Source organism: Thiorhodococcus mannitoliphagus, assembly GCF_010915725.1.
Taxonomy (GTDB): domain Bacteria; phylum Pseudomonadota; class Gammaproteobacteria; order Chromatiales; family Chromatiaceae; genus Thiorhodococcus; species Thiorhodococcus mannitoliphagus.
The window spans coordinates 1-12,299 of record NZ_JAAIJR010000037.1 but is presented as its reverse complement, the minus strand read 5'-3'; the positions used below and the strand labels follow the sequence as shown (position 1 = coordinate 12,299).

8 protein-coding genes are annotated in these 12,299 nt (G+C 63.9%); 5 read left to right on the top strand and 3 right to left on the bottom strand.

Features of this window, described 5'->3' with window-relative positions; all coding sequences use genetic code 11:
- Window positions 1-23: 23 nt before the first annotated feature.
- The 5 genes from G3480_RS10915 to G3480_RS10895 are packed head-to-tail and all read left to right on the top strand — an operon-like array spanning window position 24 to window position 7,878.
- Entirely contained in the window at window positions 24-2,072 is a 2,049-nt protein-coding gene (locus G3480_RS10915) for a TOL_0244 family TonB-dependent receptor (protein ID WP_240905749.1), read from the top strand.
- Window positions 2,073-2,099: 27 nt separating this feature from the next.
- Entirely contained in the window at window positions 2,100-2,669 is a 570-nt protein-coding gene (locus G3480_RS10910; RefSeq protein ID WP_338114115.1) for a TOL_0243 family YfiR-like periplasmic protein, read from the top strand.
- A complete protein-coding gene (locus G3480_RS10905; RefSeq protein ID WP_164653921.1) occupies window positions 2,666-5,098 on the top strand; it encodes an ATP-binding protein in 2,433 nt (810 codons plus the stop codon). Before G3480_RS10910 ends, G3480_RS10905 begins: the two co-directional genes overlap by 4 nt.
- A 13-nt stretch (window positions 5,099-5,111) precedes the next feature.
- A complete protein-coding gene (locus tag G3480_RS10900; protein ID WP_164653920.1) occupies window positions 5,112-7,292 on the top strand; it encodes a putative bifunctional diguanylate cyclase/phosphodiesterase in 2,181 nt (726 codons plus the stop codon).
- A 43-nt stretch (window positions 7,293-7,335) separates the two neighbouring features.
- Complete coding sequence (locus tag G3480_RS10895; RefSeq protein ID WP_164653919.1) at window positions 7,336-7,878, top strand: Uma2 family endonuclease; 543 nt, start codon at window positions 7,336-7,338, stop codon at window positions 7,876-7,878.
- A 24-nt stretch (window positions 7,879-7,902) separates the two neighbouring features.
- On the opposite strand, the gene G3480_RS10890 is transcribed toward G3480_RS10895, so the two are convergent.
- The 3 genes from G3480_RS10890 to G3480_RS10880 all read right to left on the bottom strand — a co-directional run bounded on the left by G3480_RS10890 (window position 7,903) and on the right by G3480_RS10880 (window position 11,457).
- Complete coding sequence (locus G3480_RS10890) at window positions 7,903-8,472, bottom strand: Uma2 family endonuclease (protein ID WP_338114114.1); 570 nt, start codon at window positions 8,470-8,472, stop codon at window positions 7,903-7,905.
- A 103-nt stretch (window positions 8,473-8,575) separates the two neighbouring features.
- Window positions 8,576-9,529, bottom strand: coding sequence for a thiamine pyrophosphate-dependent enzyme (locus tag G3480_RS10885; protein WP_164653918.1), 954 nt, complete (start codon window positions 9,527-9,529; stop codon window positions 8,576-8,578).
- Entirely contained in the window at window positions 9,529-11,457 is a 1,929-nt protein-coding gene (locus tag G3480_RS10880) for a 2-oxoacid:acceptor oxidoreductase subunit alpha (RefSeq protein WP_164653917.1), read from the bottom strand. The genes G3480_RS10885 and G3480_RS10880 overlap by 1 nt, the downstream gene beginning before the upstream one ends.
- Window positions 11,458-12,299: the final 842 nt, after the last annotated feature.

Below are 12,299 nucleotides of genomic sequence, written 5' to 3'. Positions count from 1 at the left end.
GCCAGACCCGAACGACAAACCAAATGCGCACACAACTCTGGGCCAATCTCACGGCCAGCCTGACGGGCGGGATCCTCATGCTTGCCGCCACGGCGGCACTCAGCGAGGATCTCACCGAACTCAGCATGGAAGAGCTCCTGGCCGTTGAGGTCACCTCCGTGGGCAAGAAGGCCCAATCCTTGAGCGATGCCGCCGCCGCGATCTTCGTCATTAGCAACGACGACATTCGCCGCAGCGGCGCGACCTCTGTCCCCGAGGCACTGCGCATGGCGCCCGGGCTGCAGGTCAAGCGCATCGACGCCAACAAGTGGGCAATCTCAGCGCGCGGTTTCAACGGACGCTTCGCCAACAAGTTGCTGGTCCTGATCGACGGGCGGACCGTCTATACGCCGAGCTTCTCGGGCGTCTACTGGGAGAATCAGGACGTCATGCTCGCCGACATCGATCGCATCGAGGTAATCCGCGGTCCAGGCGCGACACTCTGGGGCGCAAACGCCGTCAACGGCGTCATCAACATCATCAGCAAGTCGGCCGCGGCCACCCAGGGCGGACTGCTGATAGCCGGCGGCGGCAACGAGGAGCGCGCCATCGGCGCCCTGCGCTATGGCGGGGAGCCGGCACCCGATACCTTCGCCAGGGTCTATGCCAAGTACAACGCGCGGGATGCCCTCATCACCAGCCTGGGCGATGACGGGCGCGATGAGTGGGACATCGGGCAGGGTGGATTCCGCGTCGATTCGACCCTGGGCGCGGGCGACCGCGTCACCCTTCAGGGCGATCTCTACCGCAGCAGTCTGCGCCAACAACTCGCCATGCCGGATCCGCTCGCAACGCCGACATTCACCGATCCGGTCGACGACCATCTCAACGCCCAGGGCTGGAACCTGCTCGGGCGCTGGGAGCGAGCGCTGTCTGTGACCTCGGACATGGCGCTGCAGCTCTATTACGATCACACCGAGCGTGAGGAATACTATATCGGGCAGCGCGCGGACGTCCTGGATCTGGACTTCCAGCAGCGCACCAAGGCCGGTGAGCGACAAGACCTCGTGTGGGGGCTGGGCTACCGCAGCATGAGCGACGACTTCGACAACACCGATACCATCACCTTCACGCCAACCTCGGAGAGCCGCAATCTCTGGAGCGGCTTCGTCCAAGACGAGATCGAGCTGCTGCGCGACCGGCTGCGTCTGACCCTGGGCGCCAAGGTCGAGCACAACGACTACACGGGTTGGGAGATCCAGCCGAACCTGCGGCTCTTATGGAAGGTCTCCGAACAGAGCACCGTCTGGGGCTCGGTCTCGCGCGCGGTGCGCACGCCCTCGCGGGCAGAGCGCAACTCAAGCGCCTCAACGAACATCAAGAAAACCGGCTTGCCCCCTCCCTACCCACAGTCCGTGCTGGTCAACACCGTGGGCGACACAGGCTACGCGTCAGAATCCCTGATCGCCTATGAGCTGGGGTTGCGGACCACGCCCACGAAACGCTTGAATCTAGACCTCTCGCTCTTTTACAACGACTACGACCAACTGCGGACCTCGGGCACCGCGAGCAACCAAGCGAGCCCAACATCCGCCGGCGATCTGGTACTCACGCTGCCATTCGCAAACAACGCTTACGGCTACGGCTACGGCCTAGAGCTGGCGGCCGATCTGCAACTGCGCGAGGGGTGGCGCCTGGCGCTCGCCTACAGCTATCTGGACTTGGACCTGACGGCGAGCGCCGATACCCTGGACACCAGCAACGAGACCCAATCGCGCGCCGACCCACGCCAGCAGCTCTCGCTGCGCTCACTGATGAATCCGCGCCCGAACATCGACCTCGACCTCTGGCTCAAATACGTCGATAACACCTATCCCGCCTTCAACAGTGCCGCCTACAGCGACCAGATCATCCCTGGCTACTGGACGCTCGACCTGCACCTGGCGTGGCGCCCGCGTCCAGGTCTCGAGCTGACGCTCGTCGGGCAGAACCTCCTGAGCGAGTCGCACCTGGAAGGCTACCAGGATGCCTATGCGGCGGTTCCGCTGGAGGTTCAGCGCGGGATCTATGGCACCATCTGCCTGGATTTCTAGACACCGCCGCGACCTGACGTCACCCCCGTGCATCCAGCATCATCACCTATCAGACCCAGGCGCCGGCGCGGCCTCATCCCGCGCCTCCTGCTCGCCTGGCTCGTCGGCACCGCCCCCATTCCGGCGCTGGGCGAGGTGGGGGAGGCCGAGCTTGCGGCCGCCTATCTCTACAACTTCAGCAAGTTCGTCCATTGGCCATCCAGCGTCTTGGGCAGCGGCAACGAGCCGCTGGTCCTCTGTGTCTATGGTCGTAACGCTGCAAGCGGGGCCATCGAGATGCTCGATGGCAAGTCCGCCCAGGGGCACCGCATCCGCATTGATCGGCTGTCGCGTGGCGAGGCCCTGACGGCCTGTCAGATCGTCTATATCAGCACCTCCGAGTCCCCGTACCTCGCCCCCTTGCTGCGGAGCTTGGCCAATCGGTCAATCCTCACGGTGAGCGAGATCCCAAGCTTCGCCGCTGCTGGGGGGATGATCGGGCTTGTGAAGCAAGACAACCGTCTGCGCTTTGAGATCAACAGGGCGAGCGCCGAGGCCGCGGGCTTGAGCATCAGCTCCCAGCTGCTCAAGCTCGCGACGCGCGTGGTGCAGCGATGAAACTCACCTACTGGCTCGGCCGACTCTCCATCCGTTACAAGCTGATGCTGCTGATGCTCGCAGTGGCGACGATCGTGCTGGGCCTCTCCAGCGTGGTCCATATGCTCAACGAGCGGCAGAATCTCCAGCGTACCGCGCTCAGCGAACTCCAGGCGCTCGCCGATATGCTCGCCTACAATGTCGCCGCAGCCCTGACCTTCGACGATGTCGAGGCCGCGCACCGGACCCTGGCCGCGCTCGAGGGCCGCCCCCAGTTGGTGGGCGCCTACGTCTATGACAAGGATGGCGCGCTCTTCCTGACCTACCCGGACGACGCCCCTCGATTGGAGCCGTCGTCTCACGCCCACGTGACCCATAATGTCACCGTCCAGGGTGAGCAGATGCAGGTCATCCGCAACATCGAGGTGGATGGCGAGATCATCGGTCACGTCCACCTCGTCGAAGGACTTGGGCAAGTCCGCGCTGCGCTGAACCGCTCCGTCTGGATCAGTCTGGCCATCTTCGCGGTGGCCGTCGTCACGGCGATGATCCTGGCGCAGTGGCTGCAGCGACTGATCTCCCGCCCGATCCTCTCCCTGACTGCGGCCATGGATCGCGTCTCCCGCGAGAAACACTACGCGATCCGGGTCAGCGACCGGCGTGACGATGAACTCGGCGAATTGATCCGGGGCTTCAACGAGATGCTGGATCAGATTCAGCAGCGGGATATCGTCCTGGAAGGTTACAACGACGATTTGGAACGCCAGGTCGCGGACCGCACCCGGGAGCTGGAACAGACGGTCGCGGCACTGGGCGAGGCGCGCGATCGCGCAGAGGCCGCCAGCCGGGCCAAGAGCGACTTCCTGGCGACCATGAGCCACGAGATCCGCACGCCTATGAACGGTGTGCTTGGGATGGCGGAGCTCTTGGTCAAGACCGGGCTCGATGAACGCCAACGGCGTTTCGCCGGAACCATTCAGCGCTCAGGTGACGCCCTGCTTGCGATCATCAATGACATCCTCGATTTCTCCAAGATCGAGGCGGGCAAGCTGAGCCTGGATCGAGAGGATTTCGACCCCCGCGAGTTGATCGAGGACACCAAGCAGATGTTTATCGAGTCCGCGAGCGCTAAGGGGTTGCTCCTGAGTACCCAGCTCGCCTGCGATCTGCCCGCCAGAGTCAGTGGCGACGCGGCCCGGATGCGCCAGATCCTGATCAATCTAGTCGGCAACGCCGTCAAATTCACCGAGGAGGGCGAAATCACCCTGCGCATGGGCTGCAGCCGCATCAGCGCCGACGCGATACAGCTGAACGTCGAGGTCGAAGACAGCGGCCCGGGCATCGATCCAAGGCTGCATGAGGGCATCTTCGAGCCATTCGCCCAGGGTGACGGATCGACGACGCGCAAGTACGGTGGCACCGGCTTGGGACTCGCCATCTGTCGCCAGCTCGCGCGACTGATGGCGGGCGACATTCGCGTCGACAGCACGCCCGGAGAGGGATCACGCTTCACGTTGGAGGCACGGCTGGCGACGGTCTCGGCGCAGGAGGCGGAGACCGCGGGAGAGGCGCGGGCGCCCACGCCCGGTCTCGACGCGGTCCGCGCGGATGAACTCGGGAGCACCAGTGCGGCGCCCTTGCGCGGGCATATCTTGCTGGTCGAGGACAATCCGGTGAATCAGGAGATGGCCTCATTGATGCTGGAGGATCTGGGCCTGAGCGTCGCCATTGCTGGCGATGGCCAGGAAGCGGTCGATGCCTTCCTGGCAGCCGAGTACGATCTCATCCTGATGGACTGTCACATGCCGGTGATGGATGGCTTTACCGCCGCCCGCGAGATCCGCCGTCACGAGTCCGAGCACGACCGCGCCTCACCCCTGCCGATCATTGCCTTGACGGCCAATGTCGAAAAAGGGGTGCAACGACTTTGCGCCGAGGCAGGCATGGACGGCTATCTCAGCAAGCCCTTCAAACAGCGCCAGCTCTTCGAGCGGATTGCACCCTATCTCAGGATCGCGCCCGGTCTAGCCAAAGGCGACCAAGGCGTTGACGCAGAGTTGGATGCAGAAAATCCGCCCGGCGCCGAGCCGAACGACCGTGCCTTGCTCGACCCCAGCGTGATTGCGGCGATCCGATGTCTGGGACGGCCCGGGCGGCCGGACCCATTGAAGAAGGTGATCTCACTCTACCTGGAGAGCGCGCCGGCCTTGATGGATCAGCTACGTCGGGGCGTGGCGGACCAAGAGGGGGATACCGTGCGTCGCGCCGCCCATACACTCAAATCCAGCAGCGCAAATCTGGGGGCTATCGCGCTGTCCAGAACCTGCCAGATACTTGAACACCAAGGCCGCGAGGGGCGGCTCGGCGAAAGCCGAGCCATGCTCATCCAGGCCGAAGACCAGCTCGCTGCGGTTGCCGCGGCGCTCGAAAGACTGGCGCAAGCGCCGTAGGAACTGACCGATCATGGCCGAGAAAGAAAGCAGTCAGCGCATCCGGGTGCTGATCGTCGATGACGACATCACCTCACGTTATCTGGTGGTGGCCACCCTGGAGCAGGCTGAGATGGAGGTCTCCGAGGCCGGCGACGGCCGCGAGGCGCTGGATCTGCTTGCACAGGGACCTCTGCCGGACATCATGCTACTGGATGTGATGATGCCTGTGATGGACGGCTACGCTGCCTGCGCACAGGTCCGCGCCTTGCCCGAGGGCGCCCATCTCCCGATCCTTATGATGACCGGGCTCGACGACGAGGCATCCATCACCCAGGCCTATGAGGTTGGCGCCACCGACTTCGTGGGGAAGCCGGTGAGCCCCCAACTGCTCCTGCATCGCATCCGCTATATGGTTCGGGCCAGCGAGGCAACCGAGGCGCTCTTTCATAGCCAGCGCCGCCTCGCCGCAGCCCAGCGCATGGCGCGCATCGGCCATTGGGAGTGGGATGTGGAACGCGTGAGTCCATGGTGGTCGGAGCAGGCACTGGAGATCATGGGGCAGCGTCCTGGCGCTGGTGGGTGCGGTCTCGCCCCCCTCTTGGAAAGCACTCACGCACGCGACAAGGCGCGTGTCGCCGCCTGGTTTGAGGAATTGACACAGACGCTTGAGCCGTCGGAGCTGACACATTGCATCATCGGTCCGGATGGGGAAGAACGCTATTTACGGCAATTCGTCGAGCCCCGCCCGCAGGATGCGGCAACATCGGTGCCACTCTACGGCGCGGTCCAGGACATCACCCGGCTGCGTGAGGCCGAGGACCATATCCACCGGCTGGCTTACTTCGACAACCTGACGGGACTGCCCAACCGCGTCTTCTTTCTCCAGTTCCTCGAGCAAACGCTGAAGCTGCTTCCGCGCCATCAGCGCCCCGGCGCGCTGCTCTTCCTCGACCTGGACAACTTCAAGCAGGTCAACGACACCCTTGGGCACACGAGCGGGGACCTGCTGCTCCAATCCGTCGCCGAGCGTCTCGTCGGCAGCCTGCGCGCTATCGACCTGGTCTCGCGCTTCGAGGGTATGGACGAGCGCCAGCACCTCGCTCGCTTGGGCGGCGACGAGTTCGCGCTCCTCCTGCCCGAAATTCATAGCGGTCAGGACGCAGCCCGGGTCGCCAGCCGAATTCTCGACGCCCTCGCGACCCCCTTTACGCTCAAGGGCCATGACGTGGTGGTCAGCCCCAGCATCGGCATCACGGTCTTCCCTGAGGATGGCATCAGTGCATCGGACCTGCTGCGCAACAGCGATCTCGCCATGTATCACGCCAAGCGTGCCGGCAAGAACACCTTCAAGTTCTTCGACGCCTCCCTGAACAAGTCAGCGCTGACGCGGCTGCGCACGGAGAACGCGCTCCGTCACGCGCTCGAGAACGAGGAGCTGCGCCTGCACTTCCAGCCGCAGCTCGATACACGCACCGGCCGGATGCAGGGGCTCGAGGCGCTGCTGCGCTGGCGCCATCCAGAGCTTGGCGAAATCTCACCGGCGGTCTTCATTCCCATTGCCGAGGAAACCGGACTCATTCTGCCGATTGGCGAATGGGTCATGCGCACCGCCTGCCAACAGCTACGCGCCTGGCAAGCAAGCGGCAGTGCGATTCAGCGCGTGGCAGTCAACGTCTCCGCCTGCCAGTTCAAGAACCGGGATTTCACCAACCTGGTCGCGCGGATCCTGGCCGAATCTGGCCTGGATCCGGCCTGTCTGGAGCTGGAGCTAACGGAGAGCATCCTCATGGATCATGCGGACGAATCCATCGGCATGCTCCACCAGCTCAAGGCCCTCGGGGTGCAGCTTGCCATCGACGACTTCGGCACCGGTTATTCGAGCCTCAGCTACCTGAAACGCTTTCCGATCGATCGGCTCAAGATCGACAAGTCCTTCATCTACAACATCGAGAACGACCGCGACAATGCCGCCATCGCGCAGGCGGTAATCGCCATGGCCGAGACCATGGCGCTTCATGTTACGGCCGAGGGCGTCGAGACACGGGAACAGCTACAGTTCCTCAGCGCAAGCTGCTGCGGCGAAGTCCAGGGTTTCTTTTTCAGCAAGCCGGTGCCGGTGGATGAGGTGCCCGAGACCATCAGGCGGCTGGCCGAGCACCACAATGGGACGGACTCCGGAGCGAGCGGAGAAGGCCTCTCGGAATCCGAGTGATGTCCTATCCTGAACGAAACCGACCGATCAGAGGGGACCAGGCATGCAGCGATCGCTGGAGACAGAGCATTACACCCTGACCGACTACTGCGGATGGGAAGGCGACTGGGAGTTGATCCAGGGGATGCCCTTGGCGATGTCGCCCTCGCCTGGTGTTGCGCATCAGCGCGTCAGCATGCGCATCGCCCGACAGATGGATCAGGCGCTCGATCAGTGCCCGCATTGCGAGGTTCTGTTCGAGACGGACGTCGAATTCTCAGAGGACACCGTCGTCCGGCCCGATGTGCTCGTCATCTGCCACCCGCCCAAGGGCGACCGTCTCACCCGCGCACCCGAGCTGATCTTCGAAGTCGTCTCGAAGAAGACCGCCCGGCGCGATGAGGTGGCCAAGTTTCAACTCTACCAGGATGAAGGCGTCGCGCACTACGTCCTGGTCTATCCCGAGGCACGCAAGGCCAAAGTCTATCGGCTGACGGAGGGCGAATACCGCAAAGTGGGAGACTTCCACGACGAGACGCACAGCTTCGAGCTGTCCAAGTGCATCATTCCCTGCGATTTCAGCCGGCTGTGGCGGCGGCGAGCCTGAGGATCCGGCCCACCCACCGATGGCTCAGAACAGGTCAGTAAGATCGACCGACAGCCCCTCGAGTCCAGGCACGGGGATGGGGCTGTCCATCCTGAGCCGCTCGGCCATCGCGTACCCTTGGGGGCCGGGCGCACGGAAAGCGGTCAGGGTCGCGTCCGCCAGGTTGACCAGCCAGGTCTCCGGGATGCCGAAGCGGGCGTAGAGCGCCATCTTGACGTCGCGGTCGTAACGCAGGCTGGAGTCCGCCACTTCAACGAGCAGGAGCACGTCCGCCGGGCCTGGGTGGCGGTCACGATAGTGTCCCGATCGGTTGCGCACCAGCGCGATGTCCGGCTCGGGCTCGTTGCGGGAATCCAGTCGGATCGGATTCTGAATGCGGGCTAGGGCGCGAGCACCGATGGCCGCAATCAGGCGATTCTGCAGCATCGTCACGAGCGCTGCATGCGGCGCACCAATTGGCGGCATATCGACGATCTCACCTTCGATCAGCTCAACCCGAGCATCCGGCGCCAAAATGCCGCTCTCGGCCATGCGGTAGTAGTCGTCCACCGTATAGCGATGCCGATGGATCAGATCCTCCGCGAGACTCGACACAAGGCACCTCCAGCGTTGAGTGAAAGCCTGCCCTCTTGAGCGCGTATCTCAATCCACCCGCGCACAATCCCCTGCCAACTGCCAACTGCCAACTGCCCGAAGTCTAAATCGTCAACCGATCCAGCACCGTCTCCAGCTCCGTCAAGCGCTGCTGAGGCGTGAGATCCGCCCCCTGGCTGGAGAAGTCTTCGTAACGAGGCGCCGCCGGGTTGCAATAGAGCAGCCCAACCGGCAAGCGGCTGTCATCGGCGGCGAGCTGAAAGGCCCGCCCGAGGTCCGAGGGATCGTGCTGGAGCCGCTCTGGGAACTGGCGTTGAATGCTCTCGTTCATGGCAATCCCTTGCTCGTGCTCCAGCAGCAGGAAGCGCGAGGGATCATTTTGCAGGTCCTTCACGAACTTGTCCGAGAAGACCGGGCAGCGCTGGATGATCCGCACGAAGCTGGTACCACGGTGCCGATAGGCGGCCTTGAGCGTCTCGTACAGCAAGGGCGGATTCCAGTCCACGACCTGGGCGACGAACGAAGCATTGGTGATGCCGAGCGTGATGGTCAGCGGATTGTGCGGGGCGATGATGGCACCGGTCGGATGCGTATTGGTCTTGAAGCCCGCCGGTGTCGTTGGCGAGGTCTGGGCCTTGGTCAGGCCGTAGATGGCATTATCGAAGACCATCACCACCATGTTCATGTTGTAGCGGATGGCGTGGATCCAGTGCCCGGCTCCAATCGAGAAGCAGTCGCCATCGCCGGTCGCCACCCAGACGTCCAGCTCCGGGCGCCGCGACTTGATGCCGCAGGCGACCGGCAGCGCGCGGCCGTGCAGGCCATGGAAGCCATAGGTGCCCATGTAGTGCGGCATGCGGCTGGAGCAGCCAATGCCGGAGACACAGACGGACAGCTCCGGCTTCTGCTGCTCGTCGCGCAGCACGCGGTGAGCGGCGCTGAGCACGGCATGGTCGCCGCAGCCCGGGCACCAGCGCGCCTCGCCGCCGGCATAGTCGCCGATGGTGAAATAACGGTCGAAGACCTCGTGCGACCAATCGGCCTTGAGTCCGAACATCAGGCGTCTCCTCCGTTGCGGATGGCGGCCAGCCGCTCGCGAATCACCCCATGGATCATCCCCGGCTGGAGCGGATGGCCATAGACCACGGACCAGCAGTCGACATCGACCAGGGTCTGTGAGCGCAGCAGCATGGCAAGCTGAGCATAGCGGCGGGTGTCGTCCGTGATCAGCGGCGCCTTGGGATCGTCGCTGTAGTTGATCTCGACGGTCATGACGCGGCGGAAGCGCCCGAAGATCTCCTTGAGCCCAGGCTCCAAGGGCGACAGGAACCGCAGATGCAGGGACGACACCGCCAGCCCTTCGGCCCGCGCCCGATCCACCGCCTCATCGATGGCGCCGAGCGTCGAGCCCCAGCCGACCAGCAAGAGATCGCCGTCCTCCCCGCCGTGCACGCTCGGCGGCTTGAGCGTGCTCGCCAGCGCCGCGAGCTTGCGGCTGCGCATCTCGGAGCTGAGCTGATTGGAGTCGGAATCGTAGGCGACCTTGCTCTGAGCGGTGTGCGCCAGACCGGTCAGGATGTACTGGCCGCCCGGCATGCCTGGGATGGGCCGTGGCGAGAGACCCGTGCGCGGGTCCCAGTCATAGGGTGGAACCTCCTCGCTCCAGTCCGACTGGTCGACCGGTGGCGCCAGCCAATCGAGACTCGGCTCGGGCCGCGGATAGGGCTGTACGCCCGTCGCCAGGTTGGCATCGGTCAGCAGCACCACCGGCGTACGGAAGGCATCGGCCAGCCGCCGCGCCATGATGACGAAGTGCAGACACTCCTCAATGGTCGCCGCGGCAATGACCACCTTGGGCGCGTCGCCCGGTTCGCCGTAGAGCACGGCCAGCAGGTCACCCTGCTCGACCTTGGTCGGCAGACCTGTCGATGGACCGCCGCGCTGCACGTCGACCAGGACGAGCGGCACCTCGGCCATGACCGCCAGCGCCAGCATCTCGGTCTTGAGCGCCAAGCCTGGCCCCGAGGTAATGGTGCAGGCCGTCTTGCCCGCAAAGGAGGCGCCGATGGCAAAGCCAATGGCGGCAATCTCGTCCTCCGCCTGATGCACGAAGCCGCCGACCTGATGATAGATCTCGGCGAGATAGTGCGAGGCCGAGGTCGCCGGCGTGATGGGATACATGGAGACCAGCTCCATCCCGGAGGCCATGACACCCAGGGCAACCGCCTGATTACCGTTGGTGACGATGAAGCGCTTTCCGGCCAGCGCCTCCTCCGGCTGCGACGGCACGGCATAGCGGAAATCGAGCTGCTCCGCGGCAAAGGCATGACCGGCCTCGAACAACCTGTGATTGAGACCGATCACCTCCGCGCCCTTGCGCTTGAAGGCAATCGCAATCTCATCCTTGGCGCGCTCCAGGTCGCGCGAGTAGAGAGCGCAGAGCATGCCGAGCACGAACATATTCTTACCGCGCCGCGGATTCTCCGTAATGCCGAGGCAGGCCTGCTCGATCGGCAGCTCATGCACGATGAGCCCATTCGCGCGGAACTCGGCGACCGCCTTGGCGTACTGCTCGCGGATCTCGGGCACCGGATCCTCGCGCCACTTGTCCTCCAAGAGTACCAAGGTGCCCTTGCGATAGGCCCCATTGGCGATGCGCGAGTAGAGCACCTGCTCGTTGAAGGCGACGACCAGGTCCGCCTCGTCGCCCATGTTGGTGACGGGATGCGAGGCGAAGCGGATGCGGATGCCGCTGGCGCCGGCTGGCGAGCGCGCGGGCGGTTGGATCTCGGCCGGGATGATCTCGACCGTCCAGACGCCGTTGCCCATCTTGGCGCTGACCGTCCCGAAGGTCTGACCGCATTTCTGAGCACCCTCGCCGGAGTCGCTGACGATCTCGACGATGTGCTCTTTGAGGATCTTGGCCTCGCGCCCGGCGCCCGCATGCGCCTCGGCCGCGCTGCCCCCTTGTGTGACTGTGGTCAATAGAGACTTCCTGACCCGGACAAGCCGGAATCGCTAGAGGTTACGACCGCTGTCGCGACTGCTGATCGCTGGGCCGGTATCGAGAAAAGACCTGTGACTGGTCACTCCGAAACAGGTGCACCCTCGTCTGCCTCGACGAGCCGATGACGCGGTGAGATCGAGGGACGAGCAAGCACAGGGGCTGAAGCCTGCCTCACCAGCGCCCTAGGAGCTTAGGTGATTTCCGGGAAACCACAGACCCGCAGTTCCGATCCCGTAGGATGGGCAAAGCCCCGGCGATGCGCTTCTTTCGGAGTGCCGAGGGTCGAGGGGCGTGCCCATCATCCCCGCTCAGCGCTTTGCAGGATGGGCACGTCCGCCCAGCGCCGAGGTGAGACTCAAGCCCCGAGTGCGGACTTTGCCCATCCTACCGCCCCGCGCCCTTTGGGTAAGGTCATTTCCGGAGTTCGCCTTAGCGAATCATCGATCCATCCCAGACGCTTCTCTAATCTCAGACGCTTCACTATCTCAGACGCAGCCTCTGGTGCAACCCTACCGAATGCCAGGAAAACACCCCTTCGACATCGCCCTGGCCCGCACAGCGTCGATTCAGCGAAGGATGCCCAAGGGACCGCGCACAGACATTAAATATTGAGCCTATTTAAGAAAGTGCTCATCAATTGTTTCCCGATGCGAGCGATCCCGCCCGAAATCCCCCCTGGCCCCCCTTTGCGAAAGGGGGGAAGTTGTTGATGGACGCTTTCTAAATATTGAGCCTATCAAATAGTTGGACGAAGCCGCTGCGCGGAGAAAGTCCATGCGGCGGCGTGGCGCTTAGAATGTAACCTCATGCCCTCGGTTAC

Coding starts and splice junctions, on each gene's coding strand:
- G3480_RS10915 (WP_240905749.1), top strand. CDS start 24: ATGCGCACACAACTCTGGGCCAATCTCACGGCCAGCCTGACGGGCGGG.
- G3480_RS10895 (WP_164653919.1), top strand. CDS start 7,336: ATGCAGCGATCGCTGGAGACAGAGCATTACACCCTGACCGACTACTGC.
- G3480_RS10905 (WP_164653921.1), top strand. CDS start 2,666: ATGAAACTCACCTACTGGCTCGGCCGACTCTCCATCCGTTACAAGCTG.
- G3480_RS10885 (WP_164653918.1), bottom strand. CDS start 9,529: ATGTTCGGACTCAAGGCCGATTGGTCGCACGAGGTCTTCGACCGTTAT.
- G3480_RS10900 (WP_164653920.1), top strand. CDS start 5,112: ATGGCCGAGAAAGAAAGCAGTCAGCGCATCCGGGTGCTGATCGTCGAT.